Below are 20,351 nucleotides of genomic sequence, written 5' to 3'. Positions count from 1 at the left end.
CTTTTATCTCTTCTTTACAATCGGTTGACCAAAACTGTATGATTCAACTCAGAGCTTTGAGTGATGCAGTTTTGTATTCATTCGCTTAATCTCCCCACAAGGGAGAGCGGGGGAACCAAGCAGCGATTCCATGCAGTCCCGGATGACATGATATTCCGGAGCGGACTGGATGGACGAACTGACCTTTTCCAGGGGTGAATTTTGCCAAAAGGCCTTGAGCAGGCCAAGTAGGCGAATAGGGCAGCTCTCTTGTCCGAACCCGTCAGCTAACCTCGTAAGCGCATATAAGAGAGATCAACCTCGTGCTCCACTTTCCATGTGTTCAGCGTGACCAACCCGGGAAGCCACGATACAGATCCTCTGTCGACGGCTTCTTTTTGTTTGAATATTGCGTAAACCGTCGACATAGGGTTAACCGTGGAGGTGAAGCAAGAGGTTGATAGGCGTGCTGCTCGGCACGTACAAAACCTAATAGTCGCGTCTTAAATAGTCATGCGTAACACGAGGCGGCGGGGCTATGTAAGGAGGACCGAAGAAGTGGGCGCAATTCCCTTTAAGGACACCCATGTACAACGATCATCCAGCAAGTCTTTCCAATGGCGATGGAAGCATGAAAACCTGCGTTTGATCCTACTGAGCTTAATTATCTCAATCGCGATGACTTTCATGTTTTTGGTGTTGTTGCACGGAACGTCTGAGAAGAACGTCTCCGTAGTGTTGAACGGACAGGAAACGATCCTGAGCACGAAGCAGGATGTCCTGCAGCACCTACTGGATGAACAAGCTATAACTGTCGGACCGCACGACCAGATTTCAGTTCCGCTGAGCGCGGCGCTCAAGGATGGGGACCGGATCATTGTCGATCAGGCTGTGCCGGTGACGATTATGGCTGACGGAAAGACTACGACGGTGTACACGACCGAAAAAACCGTGAAGGCCGCGATCGGAGAGTCCAATATTCCGATTCGCGAGCAAGACAAAATTTTCCCTGACACCTCCTCGCAGCTGAAACCGAACATGACGATTCGGGTGCTGCGAATCGACAAGCATACGACCACGACAAAGCACGATATTCCTTTCACCGTCATCCGCAAAGAGGATGCTACCTTGGAAAAGGGGCAGCTAAAAATGGTGAAGGCCGGCCAGAATGGCCAATTGGTCAAAACCTTCGAAAAGGTATACCAGGATGGCAAGATGGTATCCATGACGCTGCTCGCCAAATCGATGGAACAGCCTGCCGTGAACAAGATCGTTGCGGTCGGCACCAAGGAAAAGCCGAAGCCTAAAGCAGTCGCTCTCAGCGCGGCGTCTTCGGCATCGCAATCCGTCACCAAATCGGGCCTATCGCTCAAAGCCAAGAAAGTGCTGAACAACGTAACTCTGACGGCTTATACCGCCGGCTTGGCCTCTACGGGCAAATCCAAAGGCGATGCCGGCTACGGCATCACTGCTTCCGGAGCAAAAGTATCGGAAGGCCGTACCATTGCAGTCGACCCGGATGTCATCCCGTTGGGATGGTGGGTATATATAGAAGGAATCGGCTTCCGTCGTGCAGAAGATACGGGGAGCGCGATCAACGGCAAGAAGATCGACGTGTTCTACGAGAGTGAATCTTACGCGAGGCAGTTCGGCAAGAAGCGCGGATACACCGTATACGTGCTGGGTCCAACCAAGCCGAAGCTGAGCTGATTCAAGCGATACGGGTCCGCCTCTACGAGGCGGTCCCGTTTTGGACGTTTACCGGGCATGAGGAGAGTAGAGAGGGCTTTTTTGGCCCATGCTAGGACCACTGCTGTCCTTTTCCGGCCGCAGTCCGGATTCGGGCCTGGCTGTCATTCGAGAGGCTCAAGCCTCTTTTTCTTTTTATACCCCTCAAACGCGTATTGAATTAAAGGAGACAAGGCCTTGATCAAAGAAATTATCGTCGTGGAGGGCAAGGACGACACGGCAGCGATTCGGCGCGCCGTGGAAGCCGACACGATCGAAACGAACGGCTCGGCGATCGGCGAGGAAGTGCTGCGCCGGATCGAGCTCGCCATGCAGCGTCGGGGAGTCATCATCTTCACCGACCCCGACCATGCAGGAGAGAGGATACGCAAAATCGTCTCGCAGCGGGTGCCTGGCTGCAAGCATGCTTTTCTGCCGCAGGAGGACGCCTTGTACAAAGGCGACATCGGAGTGGAGAACGCTTCTCCCGAAGCGGTCAGGAGGGCTCTGGCGTCCGTTCGGACGGAGGGAGATCCAGAGAAGGCGGAAATCTCAAACAGCGATCTGCTGGAAGCGGGTCTGCTGGTGCATAGCGATGCGGCCCGGCGGCGCTTGCTCATGGGCAACCGGCTGGGCATCGGCTATTGCAACGGCAAGCAGTTCCTGAAGCGCTGCGCCAGCTTTCAGATCACGAAGGAAGAATTCGGACAAGCCTTGCGGCAGATGGAGGAGGAGATCGCCCATGGACGTAGCGACACCTAGAAGAACGAAGGAAATCATCGAGAGGCATGGTTTCTCCTTCAAGAAGAGCCTGGGGCAGAACTTCCTGATCGACCCCAATATTCTGAACAAGATCGTAACCGCGGCCGGACTGGACCCCACCAAAGGGGCGCTGGAGATCGGTCCCGGCATCGGCGCGTTGACCCAGCAGCTGGCAAGGGAAGCAGGCAAGGTGGCAGCGGTCGAGATCGACCGGCGGCTGATCCCGATTCTTCAGGAAGTGCTGGAAGCCGACGAGAATGTGCGTATCGTTCACGGCGACGTGCTGGAGATCGACCTGCAGGCGCTGTTCAAGGAGCAGTTCGGCGAGGTGAGCGGCGTCAGCGTCGTGGCCAATCTGCCTTATTACGTGACGACTCCGATCCTGATGAAGCTTCTGGAGGAGCGGCTGCCGCTGGAGAACATCGTGGTGATGATCCAGAAGGAAGTCGCCGAGCGGATGGCGGCCAAGCCCGGCACGAAAGCCTATGGCAGCCTCAGCGTGGCAGTCCAGTATTACGCGGTGCCGGAGCTTGTCTGCATCGTGCCTCATACGGTATTCATTCCGCAGCCGAACGTCGACTCGGCCGTCATCAAGCTGGCGATGCGGGACAAGCCTGCCGTGGACGTGGCGGACGAAGATTTCTTCTTCCGCACGGTTCAAGCCTGCTTCGCGCAGCGCCGCAAGACGATCCACAACAATCTGTCCTCCTGGCTGGGCAAGGACAAGCGGGAAGAGCTTACCCGCATCCTCGAATCGACGGGAATCGATCCCGTGCGGCGCGGCGAGACGCTGTCGCTGCAGGAATATGCCTCTCTGACGGCTGCGCTTGAAGCGCATGGCCTAAAGGGCTGACAGACCCGGCAGCGTTGCTCCGGCTAAGCGAAGCTCTTCATGAGGATCCGTTCGGATTCTGTCATGGAGGGCTTTTTGTATTGGGAGCCGCGCCAGAGACGCAGCGCCGAAAACCCGTTGTCACCTCCGGCGGCCTATGCCCATACCATAAGGCAGAGGTGATGGGCCTAATGAATGAAGGGGATTTTGTCGTTCGGCGCTCCTACGGCGGGGATGTATTGTTCCGCATTGAAGCTGTCCGCGGGGATACCGCCATTTTGAAGGGAGCGGAGTACCGTCTGCTCGCGGACGCGCCGCTCGGCGACCTGACGAAGGTGGGCGATCCGGAGGAGCTGAGCGTCACGAAGTCGGTCCGAAGCAAGGTGAAGGCGTCCAACCAGCGGATGAGCCAAGAGCTGATCGATCAGTCCGTCCATCACGAGATGGACTTCCGTCCCGGAGACTCCAATGCTTCCGCACATGCATATTTCGACCTGCCAGGCAAAGTTCTGCATCTGGACGGCGACGCCAATTATATGCGCAAAAGCATGCAGCTGTACAATCAGATGAAGGTGCCGGCTCAAGGCCTTCATGTCGGCGAAGCGCAGATGGCGGATCTGCTGTACCATCTGCTGCCGCAGGTGAAGCCGGATGTCGTCGTCATTACCGGCCATGACGGCCTGCTCAAGAACCGCCCTAGTGGCGATCTCTACAGCATAGGCAGTTATAAGAACTCCCAGAACTTCGTCAACGCGGTTCATGTGGCCCGGGAGTATGACAAGAACCGCGACAATCTGATCGTGGTCGCAGGGGCGTGCCAGTCCCATTATGAGGCGCTGCTGCAGTCCGGAGCCAATTTCGCCAGCTCGCCGGGACGCATCCTCATCCATGCGCTCGATCCGGTCTATATCGCAATCAAGGCAAGCTACACCTCGATTCGGGAGCCGATCAACCTGCCGGATGTCATTCACGGCACGATTTCGGGAATCGAAGGGGTGGGCGGAATCGAGACGATGGGACGCTACAGGGTCGGCCTTCCGAAACCGCAGACGATTGCAAATGTGAAGCCAAACCCTTATTATGCGTAAGCTGTAAATCCTTATTCATCTTGAAAACGAAGTCAAAAAATTTTCATTGACACTAAAGTTAGACCGATGATATAATTTTCGTTTATTTGACAACGCCTCCTCCCTTGGGCTATAATGGACAAGGAAAGAGGTGGTAGTTGCCAATGGCTAGAAATGCTTTGTCTGAGATCAAGCGCAGCATGGAAGCACATGTTGGAGCCAAAATCATGCTGCGGGCTAACGGAGGCCGGCGCAAGACGGTTGAACGTTCCGGTGTTTTGGAAGAAACCTACCCATCTGTTTTCATTGTCAAGCTGGATCAGGATCAGCATGCTTTCAAGCGTGTGTCCTATAGTTACGCGGACATTCTGACGGATTCCGTCGAGGTCACCGTCTGCAACGACGAGGGCCAAGTTCGGATCAATCCCGTTCACTGATCGTCCCATATATGCTTAACCGGGGAACTTCGCGCGACCGCTGCCGGCTGTCGTGCTTTTTTTATGCTTGCTTTCGGGGACCGCATATAAGCGGGAGTCCGCTCTCATACTACAGGAAGGGCTGTCGCCGATGGACGCCCAATACAGCCGCAGGGCAAGGAGGCTACGCATGAGCCGCAGAAGACGCAGCATAATGTCCGATCAGCTGAAGGTGGAGCTCGCCAAGGATCTTGGCTTTTACGACACGGTCCAGGAAGAAGGATGGGGCGGCATCAAAGCCAAGGACGCGGGGAATATGGTCAAGCGCGCCATTCAGATGGCCGAGCAGGCCGCAGCACGCCAGAACCAGCGTTAGAGCATAACAAGCGGCTTCCGGCGCGGCTTCCCGCGCAGGGGGCCGCTTTCGCTTTTATCCGTTCGGATGGTATAATAAATCCAGTTTATCTAACGAACGGGTGACGACATATGAAAGTCTACGAGAAGGCCCCGGCCAAAATCAATCTGCTGCTTGACGTGCTGCGCAAGCGTGCGGACGGCTACCACGAGGTTGAAATGATCATGACCATGGTAGATCTGTCGGATCGCTTGGAGATGGAAGAGCTTCAGAGAGACACAATCATCATTTCCAGCCAGGCGGGCTACATACCGCTGGACGAGAAGAATCTGGCCTTCCAAGCCGCGCGTCTCATCAAGGAGCGCTACGATGTGCGCAAAGGCGTGTATATCCATCTGGACAAGAAGATTCCGGTCGCCGCCGGACTCGCAGGCGGAAGCAGCGATGCCGCCGCGGCGCTTCGAGGACTGAACCGCTTGTGGAAGCTCGGCATTCCGGACGAGGAGCTGTGCAAGCTCGGAGCGGAGCTCGGCTCCGACGTGCCGTTCTGCGTCACGGGAGGAACGGCCCTTGCCACGGGACGCGGAGAGATCCTGCAGCGAATCGACAACCCGCCTTCCTGCTGGGTCGTGCTGGCGAAGCCTCCCATCAACGTGTCGACCGCCGATGTCTACGGACGTTTTCGTGCCGACAACATGCCGGGCCATCCTTCGCTCAGCGGCATGATGGAGGCGATTTCCACGGGATCGTTCCAGGGAGTCTGCGAGGAGATGGGCAATGTGCTGGAGGACGTCACCTTGTCCCTGTATCCGGAAGTCGCACAGCTCAAGGAAAGCATGCAGCGCCTCGGAGCGGACGGCGTGCTGATGTCGGGCAGCGGCCCGACGGTATTCGGCCTCGTAACCAAGGAATCCAAGCTCGCCAGAATCTACAATGGACTCCGAGGTTTTTGCAAGGAAGTCTATGTGGTAAGAATGCTGACATAGAATGGACATCAACCTTGATTGAATCCGTATAAAGATGGTATATTGTCTTTATAATATTCGGATTTAGCCAGGGGGATTCCCAATGAAGAAATTAAAGCGAAGCGCAAGACTGGTCGAGATGACCCAATATCTATTATCCCGCCCCCATACGTTAATATCTCTTACAGCTTTTGCTGATCGATATCAGTCTGCCAAATCCTCCATCAGCGAGGATCTGGCTATCATCAAGGAAGTATTCGAAGAGGAAGGCATCGGCCAGCTCCAGACGCTGGCTGGAGCGGCGGGCGGAGTGCGCTATATCCCGCGCATGCCGCAGGAGCCGGCGATGGAGATCATCCGGGGCGTATGCCGCGAGCTTGAGCTTCCGGAGCGTGTGCTGCCGGGCGGCTATCTGTACATGACGGATATGCTCGGGCAGCCCGGACTGCTCGCCGATGTCGGCCGGATTTTTGCGACCGCTTTCGCGGACCGCCGCATCGACGTCATCATGACGGTAGAGACCAAGGGGATTCCGCTCGCTTACGCTACCGCGAGCTGCCTCAATCTTCCCGTCGTCATCGTCAGGCGCGACAACAAGGTGACGGAGGGCTCTGCCGTCAGCATCAACTACGTATCCGGCTCCAACAAGCGGATCCAGACGATGTCGCTGGCCCGCCGCGCGCTCAAGGAGCAGTCCCGCGTCCTGATCATCGACGACTTCATGAAGGCGGGAGGAACCGTGCAGGGCATGATGGACCTGCTGCATGAATTCAACGCGACCGTCGCCGGCGTCGGCGTGTTCGTCGAATCCGGAGAGGTCGGGACCGAGGAGCGGCTTCTCGAGGATTACGTGTCTCTGGCCAAGCTGACGGCCGTGGATATGAAGACGAAGCAGACGACCGTCGTTCCAGGCAACTATTTCACTTCCTAGGAGGCTACTTATCCATGAATGTCCAACCGATTACAGCCGCCGGCGCTCCTGCCGCGATCGGCCCCTACTCCCACGCGGTCCAGTTCGGCAGCCTTCTGTTCACATCGGGCCAGATTCCGCTGCTTGAGGACGGATCCCTGATCGAAGGCGGCATCCAGGAACAAGCCCATCAAGTATTCCGCAATCTGCAAGCCGTGCTTGCAGCAGGCGGCTCGTCGCTCGGCAATGTGATCAAGGCGACCGTCTTTCTGAAGGACATGAACCAGTTCGCGGCGGTCAACGAGATCTATGCTTCCTACTTCGGAGAGCACAAGCCGGCCCGTTCGGCCGTAGAAGTCGCACGCCTTCCGAAGGATGTTCTTGTCGAAATCGAACTGATCGCTTCGATCCCTGTCGAATCGTAACGAATTATATTTTTTTCCAAAATTTATTTCTTAAAACGGGTTTCAATTCCCAGAATTAAGAAGGAATCTGCATGGAAATGTGGAATTATACACCAAGTCTTCGATAGGCAAAGGTGGTGAACACAAGTGCAGATTACCGATGTCAGACTCCGCCGCGTTAATTCCGAAGGGCGTATGAAGGCCATTGCTTCCATCACCATTGATAATGAATTTGTCGTTCATGATATTCGCGTCATTGACGGCAACAATGGAATGTTCGTCGCAATGCCAAGCAAGCGTACGCCGGATGGGGAATTCCGGGATATTGCCCACCCGATCTCTTCCACCACTCGGGAGAAGATTCAAGCTGCCGTACTCGCCGAGTACGAGCGCGCAGCAACGGAAGAAGAAGTTGCAATCGAAGAAGGTGCCTGAATCATTAGGGCCTTTCGGACAAATGCATGGATGGGGGGCCCCTCGGGCTCCCTTTCTTTTTGCCCTATGATGGGATATAGTCAGTGTACATAATGGGGAACACAGGAGGGAATCAACCGGTGAATGTGATGGCGGTCGTGCTTGCGGCAGGACAAGGCAAGCGGATGAAATCCAAGCTGTACAAGGTGCTGCATCCCGTATGCGGCAAGCCGATGGTAGGGCATGTCGTGGATACGGTCGAGCAGGCGTCCTGCTCCAGAACCGTCGTTGTCGTCGGCCACGGAGCCGCAGCCGTGCAATCTTATTTGGGAGATCGCGCCGAATTCGTGCTGCAGGAGCAGCAGCTCGGCACCGGACATGCGGTCATTCAAGCCAAGGAGCTGCTCGGGCAAGAGGAAGGCATTACGCTCGTCGTCTGCGGGGATACGCCGCTCGTGACGGTCGAGACGGTCAATGCGATGATCGAGCTTCATCGGACAAGCGGCGCGGCGGCAACGGTGCTGACGGCCGAATTCCCTAATCCGGCCGGCTACGGCCGTGTCATCCGCGGCGCCGAAGGCGCGGTCGAGCGCATCGTGGAGCAGAAGGACTGCTCCCCTGCCGAAGCCGCTGTCCGCGAGATCAACACAGGCACGTACTGCTTCGACAACCGCAAGCTGTTCGATGCGCTCTCCCGGGTCACCAATGACAACGCTCAGGGAGAATACTACCTGACCGATGTCATCGGCATTTTCGTCTCGGAAGGCGAGACGGTTCAGGCCTACTGCACGAGCGATCTGGCCGAGGCGATCGGCATCAACGACCGCGTCGCGCTCGGAGAGGCGGAAAGCCTCATGCGCCAGCGCATCGTGCGCCGCCATCAAGTGAACGGCGTCACGGTCATCGATACGGGCAGCGCCTATATCGAAGCGGATGTGAAGATCGGAGCCGATACGGTTCTCTACCCCGGCACCGTTCTGCGGGGCTCCACAGTCATCGGAGAGGACTGCATCATCGGCCCGTCGGCGGATATCGCGGACTCCGTCATCGGAGACGGCGTCACCGTCCGCTATTCCACGATCGATCAGTCCGAAGCGGGCGCCGGCAGCTCGATCGGCCCTTACGCCAATCTGCGGCCGGGCTCCAAACTCGGCAAGGATTGCAAGATCGGCGACTTCGTGGAGCTGAAAAACGCCGTGCTCGGAGATGACAGCAAAGTATCCCATCTGAGCTACGTGGGCGATGCGGAAGTAGGCCGCGGGGTCAATATCGGCTGCGGCGCCATCACGGTCAACTATGACGGCTTCAACAAGTCGAAGACGGTCATCGGCGACGAAGCCTTCATCGGCAGCAACGTCAATCTCATCGCTCCGGTCCATATCGGAGATGGAGCTTATGTCGTAGCCGGCTCCACCGTCACGCATGACGTGCCGGGAGGCGATCTCGCCATCGCCCGAGAGCGCCAGGTGAACAAGCCGGGCTATGCGGACAAGATCCGCTCGAGAGCCAAGGCGAAAAAGGAACGCAGCAAAACGGAATAGCCTTTGCCATTCCCCCCGATCCTCTATAGCGGATCGGGGGGTTTTTGCTGTCTCGGGAAAGAGAGAAGCACTCCAAAAGGAAGCGGCCGGAGATACGCCGCAAGCCCGCCAAGTGTTTAAACGAGCGCCCGGATGGGTATAGTTAGGGAAAGTCGGACAATATGTCCACAGGTGTATGACCTATAGAGGAGGAAAATCGATTATGGCAATTACGATGCAAGCACAGACCCGCACGAACGCTTCCAAAGGAAGCCTGCGCCAGCTCCGCAAGGAGGGAAAGGTGCCTGCGGTTGTATATGGCAAGAAATTGGAATCTTCATCGGTTATTTCCCTGGATGAAAAGGAAATCATGCATCTGCTCCGTTCCCATCCGAACGCGATCATCGAGCTGTCGATTCCGGATGCGGGCAAGCAGCCGGTCATGATCACGGACGTGCAGCGCGACGCGCTTTCCCGTAAGGTTGTCCATATCGATCTTCATCAGATCAATATGAATGAGGAAATCAAGACAACCGTGCGCATCGACCTTATGGGAGATTCCGCCGGCGTCCGCGAAGGCGGCGTCCTGTCGGTGTCTTTGCATGAGCTTGAGATTCAATGCCTCCCGAATGACATTCCAGAATCCATCGAGGCGGATATTTCTTCCCTCGCGGTCGGCGAGAACCTGCTTGTCGGCGATCTGAAGCTGCCTGGCAACGTAACGGCGTTGTCGGATGCCGAGCAGGTCGTCGTGGCCGTCCTTGCTCCGCAGAAGGAAGTTTCCGAGGAGGAAGCCGACGAAGCGGCCAAGGAAGACTTTAAGGGGGCTGCCCGTTCCGAAGATGCCAACGCGGTGGACGAGGAATAGTCCTGCCGCAGCCATGGCGCGTCCCCAGCGGGCGCGCTTTTTCGTTTCCATTCTTGCTGCAGGGAAGGCTGTCGCCCGCACCGCCTGCTCGTAGCCGCAGCAGCGGTCTTTATGGTACAGTGACAGGATAGAAGCGCTCCATGAGGAGCGGCAGGACAAGGAAGGTGCGGCAGCAGATGAAATGGATCGTAGGCTTGGGGAATCCAGGCAGCCAGTATGAGGATACCCGGCATAATATCGGCTTCAAAGTGGTGGATGCTCTGGCAAAAAAATGGGATATAAAGGTCAATACGAGCAAATGCAAGGCGCTGATCGGCGAAGGACGCGTGGGAGCGGAGAAGGTCGTCCTGATCAAGCCGATGACATATATGAACCTGTCCGGCGAGTCGATGCGGGCCTATATGGATTATTTTGGAGCCAAGCTGGAAGACCTCATCGTCGTCTATGACGACATGGATACGGAGACGGGCAAGATCCGCCTGCGCTATCAAGGAGGGCCGGGCGGCCACAACGGCATCAAATCCATCATCCAGCATATGGGCACACAGAATTTCAACCGGATCCGCATGGGAGTGTCGCGCCCGACGAACGGCATGATCATCGCCGATTACGTGCTCTCGAATTTCCCGAAGGCAGACCGGGATGCTGTGCAGGCGATGATCGACAAGGCATGCGATGCGGCGGATTACGCGCTGGATCATCCGTTCGACGATACGATGGGCAAGTTCAACGCTTGACGGCAAGCCAACGGTTGCAATGATCATCGCGGAGCCCCCTAAATAGAGCGGCATAGAACAGGAAGATCGCTGCCGCCTGCCGGACAGGAGTTAGAAAACCAGAAAGTGGGCATACTGTAGTCAACGATATGTTGGACAGGAGGCCCCACATGGCAATCCATTATGAATGCCGGCACTGCCGGACGCCGCTCGGCTCGATCTCCAGCTTGCAAGGAATTACGGAGAACAGGCTCGGCCTGCATTTCTTGACCCTCGAAGAACGCAGCGATATAATAGCGTATAACCCGGATGGCGATATGGTGGTAAAGGTTGTCTGCGAGTATTGCAGCGAGGCCGTCGCCCGGAATCCGGAACTGCTGCTGGTATCAAGCCCGCTGCAGTAGCATGATGGACGATAAGCAGATTTTCGCGCTTCGCGTATAGCAAGAGCCTTGGCCTGAAGCTGAGGCTTCTTTGCGTGTTCAAGGCGGAGACTTCTTTGGCCCCGAGCGGTATGGGGCCTTGTTGCTGTCCCTCGGGACAGATGCTCTATGCCTGCGCAGCGCACGGTTTTCATATGAAAAGGGGTGCCGCAGCCATTGAAAGCGTTACTTGAGGCTTTTGCCGCGGACCGGGACTTCCAATCGGTCGTCTCCGGGTTCCGCAAAGGGATGAGGGAGCAGCTGATTTCAGGCTTGGCAGGCTCCTCCCGCCAGGTGCTGATGGCGGCTCTGCGCCGCGAATTCGATCAGCCGATCCTGGTCGTGACCCACAATATGTTCTCGGCACAGAAAATCGCCGAGGACCTGCAGGAGCTCTGCAAGGATGATGAAGTCCTGCTGTATCCCGCGAACGAACTGGTCGCCGCCGAAGCCGCCGTCTCGAGTCCCGAGATGCTCGCCCAGCGGATGGATGTGCTCATCCGACTGTCCAGGGGATTCCGCGGGATCGTTGTCGTTCCCTTCTCCGGCGTTCGCCGCTATCTGCCTCTCAAAGGCGTGATGGCAGAAGCGCAGATCGAGATCAAGGTCGGGGATACGCTCCCGCTGGAGCAGTTTCTTCAGCGCATGAACAGCTTAGGCTATGTCCGTGTGGACCGCGTAGAGAACCGGGGAGAGATGAGCGTTCGCGGCGGCATAGCGGACTTCTACCCGCTGACTTCGCCGGTCGCCGTGCGGATGGAATGGTTCGACGACGAGATCGACTCCATCCGTTCGTTCGATCCGGAAGGGCAGCGCTCCATCGACAAGATGAACGCATACACCGTTCCCCCGTGCCAAGAGCTGATCGCGGACGAACGGCGCTTCGGCGCGGCCGCGCAGCATGGCGCGGAGCTGCTCGAGAAGCAGCTGGAGCGCATGACCGACCGAACCGCGAAGGAACGGCTGCGCACGGAAATCGGAGCGGAGCTGGAGCGGCTGCGCCAGCACATCCATTTCCCCGATCTTTATAAATACATCGCCTTGCTCTATCCCGAGCGCCAGACGCTGTTCGACTATATGCCGGAGGATACGCTGCTCGTGCTCGACGAGCCAACGCGGCTCATCGAGACGGGCCGCCAGCTGGAGCGCGACGAGGCGGAGTGGCAGGCTCATCTGCTCTCGAACGGCAAGTCGCTGCCTGGCATCCAGCTGGCCCGCGAGGCGGACGAGGTGCTGCACAACCGCAAGTTCCCGGCGCTCTTCCTTTCACTGTTCCTGCGCCAGATTCCGCATACGCAGCCGCAGAACATCCTGAACTTCATGTGCCGCAGCATGCAGAATTTCCATGGGCAGATGAACGTGCTGAAGGCGGAGATGGAGCGATGGAAAAAAGCCGGCGCGAGCGTGCTCATGCTGGCGGGCGGCAGCGAGCGGATCGAGCGCCTGCGCCGGGTGCTCGGCGATTACGACATCGAACCGCCAGTCATACTGGAAGGCGGCTTGCAGAGCGGCTTCGAGCTTCCGGGCTCGCATCTGGTCGTCATTACGGAGAGCGAGCTGTTCTCGCAGAAATCGCGCAAGACCCGCCGCGTGGACAAGAATATCGACAATGCCGAGCGGATCAAGAGCTATACGGAGCTCAAGGTCGGCGATTATGTCGTCCATCAGAACCATGGCATCGGTAAGTACATGGGCATCGGAACGCTTGAGATCGGCGGCATCCACAAGGACTACATGCATATCATGTATGCCGGCGGCGACAAGCTCTCCGTGCCGATCGACCAGATCGACCTCATCCAGAAATACGTCGGATCCGAAGAGAAGGAGCCGAAGGTCTACAAGCTTGGCGGCAACGAATGGACGCGGGTCAAGAACAAGGTCCGCAGCTCCGTCAAGGATATCGCCGACGACCTCATCAAGCTGTACGCCCAGCGCCAGGAAGCCAAGGGCTTCGGCTTCGGACAGGATACGGCCTACCAGAACGAGTTCGAGGCGATGTTCCCGTACGACGAGACGCCCGACCAGCTGCGCGCCATCCGCGAAATCAAGAAGGACATGGAGCTGCAGCGGCCGATGGACCGGCTGCTGTGCGGCGACGTCGGCTACGGCAAGACCGAGGTTGCGGTCCGCGCCGCCTTCAAGGCCGCCATCGAAGGCAAGCAGGTTGCCGTGCTCGTGCCGACGACGATTCTCGCCCAGCAGCATTACGAGACGTTCCGGGAGCGGTTCGCCGACTTTCCGTTCAACGTCCAGGTGCTCAGCCGCTTCCGCTCCCGCAAGGAGCAGACGGATACGATGAAGGGGCTCAAGGCCGGAACGGTCGACGTCGTCATCGGCACGCATCGTCTGCTGTCGCAGGATATCGTGTTCAAGGACCTCGGACTGCTCATCGTCGACGAGGAGCAGCGGTTCGGCGTGTCCCACAAGGAGAAGCTCAAGCGGCTCAAGACCAATGTGGACGTGCTGACGCTGACGGCGACTCCGATACCGCGGACGCTGCATATGTCCATGCTCGGCGTGCGCGACCTGTCCGTCATCGAGACGCCGCCCGAGAACCGGTTCCCGGTGCAGACCTACGTCGTCGAGTACAATACGGCTCTCGTGCGCGAGGCGATCGAGCGCGAACTTGCCCGCGGCGGACAGGTATACTACCTGTACAACCGGGTCCAAGGCATTTATCAGATGGCGGAGCTGCTCTCCTCGCTCGTGCCGGAGGCGCGGGTGGCAGTCGGCCACGGGCAGATGTCGGAGCAGGAGCTGGAGAAGACGATTCTCGATTTCCTCGACGGGGAATCGGATGTCCTGGTGAGCACGAGCATCATCGAGACCGGCGTCGACATTCCGAACGTCAACACGCTCATCGTCCATGACGCGGACAAAATGGGCCTGTCCCAGCTGTACCAGCTGCGGGGACGGGTCGGCCGCTCCAACCGGATCGCCTACGCCTACTTCACCTACCAGCGCGACAAGGTGCTGACGGAAGTCGCCGAGAAGAGGCTCCAGTCGATCAAGGAGTTCACGGAGCTCGGCTCCGGCTTCAAGATCGCGATGAGGGATCTTGCCATTCGCGGAGCGGGCAATCTGCTCGGAGCGGAGCAGCATGGCTTCATCGCCTCGGTCGGCTTCGATCTGTATTCGCAGATGCTGGCCGACGAGATCGCCCGCCGCAAGAAGGAAATGTACGGGGAGGAAGAAGAGACGGAGAAGCCTGTCAGCACCGTCATCGACCTCAGCCTGGATGCTTACCTGCCTTCGGATTATATTTACGACAGCATCCAGAAGATCGAGATCTACAAGAAGGTCGCTTCCCTGTCCTCGCTGGACGATGCCGAAGACTTGCGCGAGGAGCTGACCGACCGCTTCGGCGATCTGCCGCAGGCGGTCGATACTCTGCTCGACGTGGCGAGGCTGAAAATCTACGGCTCGTTGTACGGCATCGAGTCCGTAAGCGGCAAGGGCGACGAATGGACGCTCAATTTCGCGGCACGCGCGGCGCAGCGGATCGATATCCGGGCGATTGACAAGCTATGCCTCGACTTCGAGAACCGGTTCAAGCGCGGCGGCGCCAAGGACGCGGTGACGGAGCTGGCGCTGCGGGGCAAGGGACTCGGCAGCGAGGAGCGTCTCGCGCTCACGCTTAGCTTCCTGGAGCGGATGAAGGAAGCGGTGAAGCCGGCAGCACAGCTGGAGAAATCGGCAGGGGGCAAATAAGTCCCCCTGTTCAGGCGGCCAATTTCGATGGACTATTGTCCGGCTCGCAGACCGCAAACCGCTTACATGGCATAGATGGAAAACATCTGGTACACTGGAATCAAGCCTGAAAAGACCGAGAGGAGAACGTTATGCATATTTCGAGCAAGCGCCCTGCCTGGGGACGCAGCCTGCTGCTGATTCTTGCGGCTGTCCTGGCCGTGTCGCTGGCAGCATGCGGCAAGAAGGACAATGGGGAATCCGGCTCCAAGGATTCCGGGAAGACGATCGCCGAGTACAAGGGCGGAACGGTAACGGAAAAGGAATTCACCACGTTCACGAACGTGCTCAAGATCATCAACCCGCAAATGGAGCCATACCTCGGAATGGCCGAATACAAAAATATGCTGCTCGACCAGTATATCGGGTACCACATCGTCTATAACGACGCCTCCAAGGAAGCGAAGGACAAAGCAACCAAGGACGCGGATACCGAATATGGCAAGATCGAGGAAGCCGTTACGAAGGACAAGCTCGACGAAGAGCTCAAGACCAACAGCATCACCTCGACCGACGTGAAGGATTTCATCCGCCTCTCTATCGGCGTATCCGAAGCGATGGCTGCCAAGGTTACGGATGAAGACGTGACGAAATACTTCAATGACAACAAGCAAAGCCTGGTCAAGGTCGACGTGCGCCACGTGCTGGTCGGCTTCCAGGATTCCGCCGGCAAGGAACGTTCCAAGGAAGACGCTCTGAAGCGCGCCAAGGAAGCCAAGGCGAAGCTTGAAGCTGCAGGCGCGGACTGGAATGCCCTCGCCAAGGAATACTCCGATGATCCCGGCTCCAGCAGCACCGGAGGCCTGTACTCGAATGCCGATCCTTCCACATATGTAGAGGCATTCAAGAAAGCTTGCCTGGAGCAGAAGGTCGGCGTCGTAGGCGAACCTGTGGAGACAGAATACGGCTACCACGTCATCAAGGTCGAGAAGCGCGATGAGCCGACGCTGGAAAACTCCAAGCAGACGATCAAGGAAACGATCGGCCAGACCAAACTGAACGACTACATGCAGAATGAAGTTCCAAAGCTGATCACGAAGAAGGAAGAATTCAAGGATCCGTCCCCGAGCCCTGCAGCTAGCCCTGCAGCTAGCCCGGCTGCCAACTCCGGCGCCGAGAACGGTGCGGCTACGAATTCCTCCGACGCGGCAGCGAACAACGGCTCCAAGTAAACCAATGGCTACACCCGCGCGCGGCTTCCGCATGCGGGTGTTTTTTTCCTGAAGAGAATAAAAAGCACCGATGCAGATACGGCTAAGAAGATGGTATCCATCCCATCGAATTACTTGGTAATACTATGTATGATTTGGAATTCGAACGCAGCTGGAGAGAAGCCGGGACAGATAAGCTGCTCCTGTACCGGTTGAAACCCATAAGGCATAAGGGAAATCCAGGAGCCGCACGTTCGGAATTCCCCCGTTCTGAATAGAGCTCCTGTTCGCCTAGGGCGGGACGGGCGGCTGGAGAATTTGGGAGTACGGGAAGCAAGACTGGGCAAAATAAGTCGGCAAGCCGAATTCAGGCGGGCGGCCTCAGGCAGCTGCAGGCGGGATTTCGAACCCCGCCCGGCCTAGCTCCCGCGGAGGCTCGGACCGGCCGGGCCTGCATAAGAATTTGGGAGCGGATGAATACTATGGTCAGATTCGAAGATATACGCCTGACAAGGATCAGCTCCTGTTTCCGCATAAAAGAAGCAAACGCCAGCGTCCAGTCGACTTTACTACTCTTCAAGGAAAGTGGGGCAACATGACAATGAAAGCAACTGGAATCGTGCGCCGGATCGATGATCTCGGCCGTGTCGTTATCCCGAAGGAAATCCGCCGTACGCTTCGCATCCGCGAAGGAGACCCGCTGGAGATATTTGTCGATCGCGACGGGGAAGTCATCCTCAAGAAGTACTCCCCGATCGGCGAGCTGGGCGACTTCGCCAAGGAATATGCGGAATCGCTCAGCGAAGGAACCGGACACATCACCCTGATCACGGACCGGGATACGGTCATCGCCAGCGCGGGAGCTTCCAAGAAGGAATATATGGACAAGCCGGTCGGTCCTCTGCTGGAAACGGCGATGGACAACCGCAAGACGGCAGTGGAAACGGCAAGCGGCGAATACGAAGTCGTCAAGAACGGTCCCGAAACCTATTCCTCCTTCGTCGCGGCCCCGATCATCGCCGGCGGGGATCCGATCGGCACGGTCGTTCTGCTCAGCAAGGACGATTCCGTCAAAATGGCGCAGATGGAAATCAAGATGTCGGAAACCGCAGCCGGCTTCCTGGCCAAGCAAATGGAACAGTAGCATACAGCAGGACAAGCTTCCTTCGGGCATCACGCGAGCGGGAGCTTGTTTTTTTGCATCCGAATGAAGCGTTCAAGATCCGTCCGCAAGTACGATCAAGCCGCTGTCGCCCGCAAACAGAAGGGTCGCGGCTTGGGCGGGAGAGAGCGTGACCGACTGCGGAGAGAGCAGCGTCCGAAGCGACCCTGCCTCGCACAGCTCCAGCTCGAGCTCGGCCGGGTTCAGCGTGATGTAGGACGAAGATGAGCCGTAAGCCACACTCCGGAACAGCGTGCCTCCATCCCGAATCATGAGGTCGGCAGGGGCTCGGCCGGCAGCCAGATGGAGCAGCCGGATCCGGGCGCGGTCGGCAGACGACTCCCGCTCATCCTCGAACAGGAGAAGCTCCCCGTCACCGGCTGCAGCCGCCGTCATCCAAGCTCCGCTGCGCAAGTCGAGGTCTGCTGCGGCGACGGGGGATCGGGATTGCTCCTCCTGAATTCTAAGCAGGCAACGGCCTGGACGGACTTCAAGATAGGCGGATGCCCCAAGATAATCGAGTGGCTGAACGGTCGTTCCGAGGTGGAATTCAAGTTTCTCCTTGCCGGTCTGGACATGGAGAAGCCGGATATAAGCGGGCGGGAGCTCGGCTGAATCGGGCAGCTCGGGAGCGGGATGGAGCTCGCCGCCTCCTGTCTGCGGTTCTCTGGGAACAGGGCTTCCCGAATTCGACAAATAGGGGCTATCCGTCGAACTGCCATAAGAAGAGGCCGAAGAGAGCGGCAATCCGCCTGCAGCCGCTGCAGCGGACTTCTGCGGGGCTGCGCCGGCCGCCCAGTCGGGCATGATTGAAGCTGCGCCAGCTGGCCCAGGCCAGAAGCTTGGGGAGGGGTGGCCGTAGCTGCCCGGATAACCCGTCGATGCGGAGAGCCCTTGGAAACCGGAGGGAGCTGGAAAGCCTGGGAAAGAGGGAGGGAACCCCGCTTCCTCTGAACTCCAATGCGGTGCGGCCGCTTGGTAAGGCAGAACGGCATTTCCTGGCTGCCCATGCGGGGCGGGATAACCGTAGGGATTGGCGCCGGCGTATCCGGGCAAGCCAGGAGCGGCGTTGTAGTTCGCGGATCCGGGATAGGCCGCAGCCGGCTGCCAGGCTTGCGGGCCGTCGAGTCCGGGAAGTCCGGACACGGCGGCAGCCGGAGTTCCGTGAGCCGGAGCGGCGCCGAACGGAAGACCGTGCTGCCGCACAAGCGCGGCCAGCCGGGACAGCGCCTCGGAGTGAAGCTTGCGGTAATAACGGCCCCATTCGGGCTCGCTGTATTCGTAAAGTCCGGCCAGCATGCCGTAAAGGCTGGCCTTCTGCCATTCTTCCCATACGGGCTGATGGTTGGACATGGACAAGTCTCCTCCCTGTCTGGGTCATCGCTCTTCAACACCTGCTATTCGACTATATGCGCCAATGGTTATCCAACATACGGAGTTGGGCCCCCGTACTTTCGACAGCTAGTCGTCCTCTTCATCCCGTTCGGGCGAATAAGGTATAATGAGGCGACGAATTCGGTCGGGGAGACAAAGAGGATATGCCGAAGCAGAAGTGGGAGAAAGGCGCGTTAGGCGGTGCGGCGCTGCTTGCGGGAGCGGCTCTGCTGTCCAAGCTTATCGGGACGCTCCAGAAAATACCGCTGCAAAATATTGCAGGCGACCGGGTTTTCGGCATTTATAATGCCGTTTATCCGTTCTATCAGCTGATGCTGGTGCTGGCTACGGCCGGGCTGCCCGTGGCGGTCGCCATCCGTACCGCATCGCTGTTGGAAGAAGGGGACAAGCAGGGAGCGCGCCGCGCGGGAGCGGCCGGCGTCCTGCTGCTCTCGGTGCTTGGAGCGGCCGGGTTCGCCATTCTGTGGACCGGCGCTTCCGGTTTCGCAGACCTGATCGGCGATTCCTCGGCAGAAACATCGATCCGGGCGGTCGCGGCGGCGCTGTGGGTCGTGCCTGCGATGGCCGCTTTGCGTGGTTATACGCAGGGAACAGGGGATATGAGGCCGACCGCCTGGTCGCAGCTGATCGAGCAGCTCGTGCGCGTTGCGGTCATGCTGCTGCTGCTTGATCTGGGATGGTCCGCCGGCTGGGATGATTCCTCGTTGGCGGCCGGGGCGATGTCGGGCTCCTTCTTCGGCGGTTTTGCCGGCCTGCTGTTCATGATTCGGATGGTTGCGGGGAGAAGGGGAGCAGGGAATCTGGCAAAAGCTGCGGGGAGAAGAAGGGGCCAAGAGGATCTGGCAAAGGCTGCGGAGCGGCGGCTGCCGCTGCCGCTTGTGCTGAGACTGGCTGCAATGGGGATTGAAATTCGCCGTCTTGCAGTGCTGGCGCTGCCCGTCGCGCTCGGCGCGATCGTGGCGCCGGTGCTTGGGGCCGTCGATGCTTTCACGGTCCCGCGTCTTCTTTCAGCCGCGGGCAGCAGTCCGGCCGAAGCGATGAGCGCTTTCGGCCTTTACAGCCGGGGCCAGCCTCTCGTGCAGCTGGTCTCGATGGTCGCAGCCGCCGCCGCCGGAGCGCTCGTGCCGGCGCTGGTGCGCCAGCGGCGGAGCCGCCCGGAGGCGGCAGCGGCGCAAGCCCGGCTCGCCATGCGCGCAGCCTGGCTGATCGGCCTGGCCTCGGCGGCGGGGCTCGTTCTGCTGGCAGAGCCGCTGAACGTCATGTTCTACACCGATGCGGAGGCGACCGGGACGTTGGCGCTTGTATGCGGCACGGCGCTCTTCGCGGCGGTCACCGCGGTCAGCGCGCCGGTGCTGCAGGGGCTTGGCGCCGTGCGCGCGCCGGTGCTCCTGCTGCTGCTCGCCGCGCTGATCAAGACGGCGCTGAATGCCGCGCTCGTGCCGCCGCTCGGCATCGCCGGCGCCGCTTGGGCCGGCATCGCCGCCACCGGCGCCGCCGCGCTGCTCGGCGCGCTCGCGGCCTCGCGCTCGGCGGCT

At 58.6% G+C, this 20,351-nt stretch carries 19 protein-coding genes and 1 riboswitch; of the genes, 18 read left to right on the top strand and 1 reads right to left on the bottom strand.

Translation table 11 applies throughout. The features are described from left to right. Nucleotides 1-72 precede the first annotated feature (72 nt). A riboswitch (cyclic di-AMP (ydaO/yuaA leader) is annotated at nucleotides 73-296 on the top strand. 241 nt (nucleotides 297-537) lie between these two features. From ACLBWT_RS22940 to spoVT, 17 genes are all read left to right on the top strand, one after another. Further along, complete coding sequence (locus ACLBWT_RS22940) at nucleotides 538-1,689, top strand: G5 domain-containing protein (protein ID WP_447665387.1); 1,152 nt, start codon at nucleotides 538-540, stop codon at nucleotides 1,687-1,689. 216 nt (nucleotides 1,690-1,905) lie between these two features. Further along, nucleotides 1,906-2,469, top strand: a complete 564-nt coding sequence (rnmV, locus tag ACLBWT_RS22935) for a ribonuclease M5 (protein ID WP_447665386.1) — start codon at nucleotides 1,906-1,908, stop codon at nucleotides 2,467-2,469. Continuing rightward, nucleotides 2,450-3,322: a 16S rRNA (adenine(1518)-N(6)/adenine(1519)-N(6))-dimethyltransferase RsmA gene (gene rsmA / locus ACLBWT_RS22930; RefSeq protein WP_447665385.1), complete on the top strand. Its 873-nt coding sequence runs from the start codon at nucleotides 2,450-2,452 to the stop codon at nucleotides 3,320-3,322. Before rnmV ends, rsmA begins: the two co-directional genes overlap by 20 nt. Nucleotides 3,323-3,492: 170 nt before the next feature. After that, a complete protein-coding gene (gene yabG, locus ACLBWT_RS22925) occupies nucleotides 3,493-4,389 on the top strand; it encodes a sporulation peptidase YabG (protein ID WP_447665384.1) in 897 nt (298 codons plus the stop codon). Nucleotides 4,390-4,532: 143 nt separating this feature from the next. Then, nucleotides 4,533-4,805 carry a biofilm formation stimulator Veg gene (gene veg / locus ACLBWT_RS22920; protein ID WP_048749666.1) on the top strand — a complete coding sequence of 91 codons (273 nt, stop codon included), beginning with the start codon at nucleotides 4,533-4,535 and terminating at the stop codon, nucleotides 4,803-4,805. 169 nt (nucleotides 4,806-4,974) lie between these two features. Further along, on the top strand, nucleotides 4,975-5,160 hold the full coding sequence (locus tag ACLBWT_RS22915) for a small, acid-soluble spore protein, alpha/beta type (protein ID WP_447665383.1): 186 nt from the start codon (nucleotides 4,975-4,977) through the stop codon (nucleotides 5,158-5,160). A gap of 110 nt (nucleotides 5,161-5,270) precedes the next feature. Next, entirely contained in the window at nucleotides 5,271-6,125 is an 855-nt protein-coding gene (ispE, locus tag ACLBWT_RS22910) for a 4-(cytidine 5'-diphospho)-2-C-methyl-D-erythritol kinase (RefSeq protein WP_447665382.1), read from the top strand. 82 nt (nucleotides 6,126-6,207) lie between these two features. Further along, complete coding sequence (gene purR, locus ACLBWT_RS22905) at nucleotides 6,208-7,035, top strand: pur operon repressor (RefSeq protein WP_447665381.1); 828 nt, start codon at nucleotides 6,208-6,210, stop codon at nucleotides 7,033-7,035. A gap of 14 nt (nucleotides 7,036-7,049) precedes the next feature. Next, complete coding sequence (locus ACLBWT_RS22900) at nucleotides 7,050-7,439, top strand: Rid family detoxifying hydrolase (RefSeq protein ID WP_447665380.1); 390 nt, start codon at nucleotides 7,050-7,052, stop codon at nucleotides 7,437-7,439. A gap of 126 nt (nucleotides 7,440-7,565) precedes the next feature. Then, the gene (gene spoVG, locus ACLBWT_RS22895) at nucleotides 7,566-7,853 is read left to right on the top strand and encodes a septation regulator SpoVG (RefSeq protein ID WP_020620824.1); all 288 of its coding nucleotides are present in this window, start codon (nucleotides 7,566-7,568) and stop codon (nucleotides 7,851-7,853) included. Between the two features lie 119 nt (nucleotides 7,854-7,972). Next, nucleotides 7,973-9,373: a bifunctional UDP-N-acetylglucosamine diphosphorylase/glucosamine-1-phosphate N-acetyltransferase GlmU gene (glmU, locus tag ACLBWT_RS22890; protein WP_447665379.1), complete on the top strand. Its 1,401-nt coding sequence runs from the start codon at nucleotides 7,973-7,975 to the stop codon at nucleotides 9,371-9,373. 202 nt (nucleotides 9,374-9,575) lie between these two features. Next, on the top strand, nucleotides 9,576-10,220 hold the full coding sequence (locus ACLBWT_RS22885) for a 50S ribosomal protein L25/general stress protein Ctc (RefSeq protein ID WP_447665378.1): 645 nt from the start codon (nucleotides 9,576-9,578) through the stop codon (nucleotides 10,218-10,220). Between the two features lie 176 nt (nucleotides 10,221-10,396). Next, on the top strand, nucleotides 10,397-10,957 hold the full coding sequence (gene pth, locus ACLBWT_RS22880) for an aminoacyl-tRNA hydrolase (RefSeq protein ID WP_447665377.1): 561 nt from the start codon (nucleotides 10,397-10,399) through the stop codon (nucleotides 10,955-10,957). Nucleotides 10,958-11,106: 149 nt separating this feature from the next. Then, on the top strand, nucleotides 11,107-11,340 hold the full coding sequence (locus ACLBWT_RS22875; RefSeq protein WP_447665376.1) for an anti-sigma-F factor Fin: 234 nt from the start codon (nucleotides 11,107-11,109) through the stop codon (nucleotides 11,338-11,340). Between the two features lie 195 nt (nucleotides 11,341-11,535). After that, nucleotides 11,536-15,069, top strand: coding sequence for a transcription-repair coupling factor (gene mfd, locus ACLBWT_RS22870; RefSeq protein ID WP_447665375.1), 3,534 nt, complete (start codon nucleotides 11,536-11,538; stop codon nucleotides 15,067-15,069). A gap of 131 nt (nucleotides 15,070-15,200) precedes the next feature. Further along, nucleotides 15,201-16,280 carry a foldase protein PrsA gene (locus tag ACLBWT_RS22865; protein ID WP_447665374.1) on the top strand — a complete coding sequence of 360 codons (1,080 nt, stop codon included), beginning with the start codon at nucleotides 15,201-15,203 and terminating at the stop codon, nucleotides 16,278-16,280. A gap of 580 nt (nucleotides 16,281-16,860) precedes the next feature. Beyond that, nucleotides 16,861-17,403: a stage V sporulation protein T gene (gene spoVT / locus ACLBWT_RS22860; RefSeq protein ID WP_447665397.1), complete on the top strand. Its 543-nt coding sequence runs from the start codon at nucleotides 16,861-16,863 to the stop codon at nucleotides 17,401-17,403. A 72-nt stretch (nucleotides 17,404-17,475) separates the two neighbouring features. Here spoVT and ACLBWT_RS22855 read toward each other — a convergent pair whose 3' ends face one another. Continuing rightward, nucleotides 17,476-18,774, bottom strand: coding sequence for a DUF4397 domain-containing protein (locus tag ACLBWT_RS22855; protein WP_447665373.1), 1,299 nt, complete (start codon nucleotides 18,772-18,774; stop codon nucleotides 17,476-17,478). 185 nt (nucleotides 18,775-18,959) lie between these two features. Here ACLBWT_RS22855 and ACLBWT_RS22850 point away from each other — a divergent pair. Then, on the top strand, nucleotides 18,960-20,351 hold a 1,392-nt coding region (locus ACLBWT_RS22850), incomplete at its 3' end, for a polysaccharide biosynthesis protein (protein WP_447665372.1).

It is taken from the genome of Paenibacillus sp. D51F, from assembly GCF_053345695.1.
The sequence above is the reverse complement of the archived record's forward strand: the minus strand, read 5'-3'. Positions and strand labels throughout refer to the sequence as shown.

Bases quoted from the DNA above. Each gene is read 5' to 3' on its own strand.
- rsmA (WP_447665385.1), top strand. From the start codon at position 2,450: ATGGACGTAGCGACACCTAGAAGAACGAAGGAAATCATCGAGAGGCAT.
- yabG (WP_447665384.1), top strand. From the start codon at position 3,493: ATGAATGAAGGGGATTTTGTCGTTCGGCGCTCCTACGGCGGGGATGTA.
- veg (WP_048749666.1), top strand. From the start codon at position 4,533: ATGGCTAGAAATGCTTTGTCTGAGATCAAGCGCAGCATGGAAGCACAT.
- ACLBWT_RS22915 (WP_447665383.1), top strand. From the start codon at position 4,975: ATGAGCCGCAGAAGACGCAGCATAATGTCCGATCAGCTGAAGGTGGAG.
- ispE (WP_447665382.1), top strand. From the start codon at position 5,271: ATGAAAGTCTACGAGAAGGCCCCGGCCAAAATCAATCTGCTGCTTGAC.
- purR (WP_447665381.1), top strand. From the start codon at position 6,208: ATGAAGAAATTAAAGCGAAGCGCAAGACTGGTCGAGATGACCCAATAT.
- ACLBWT_RS22900 (WP_447665380.1), top strand. From the start codon at position 7,050: ATGAATGTCCAACCGATTACAGCCGCCGGCGCTCCTGCCGCGATCGGC.
- ACLBWT_RS22885 (WP_447665378.1), top strand. From the start codon at position 9,576: ATGGCAATTACGATGCAAGCACAGACCCGCACGAACGCTTCCAAAGGA.
- pth (WP_447665377.1), top strand. From the start codon at position 10,397: ATGAAATGGATCGTAGGCTTGGGGAATCCAGGCAGCCAGTATGAGGAT.
- ACLBWT_RS22875 (WP_447665376.1), top strand. From the start codon at position 11,107: ATGGCAATCCATTATGAATGCCGGCACTGCCGGACGCCGCTCGGCTCG.
- ACLBWT_RS22865 (WP_447665374.1), top strand. From the start codon at position 15,201: ATGCATATTTCGAGCAAGCGCCCTGCCTGGGGACGCAGCCTGCTGCTG.
- spoVT (WP_447665397.1), top strand. From the start codon at position 16,861: ATGAAAGCAACTGGAATCGTGCGCCGGATCGATGATCTCGGCCGTGTC.
- ACLBWT_RS22855 (WP_447665373.1), bottom strand. From the start codon at position 18,774: ATGTCCAACCATCAGCCCGTATGGGAAGAATGGCAGAAGGCCAGCCTT.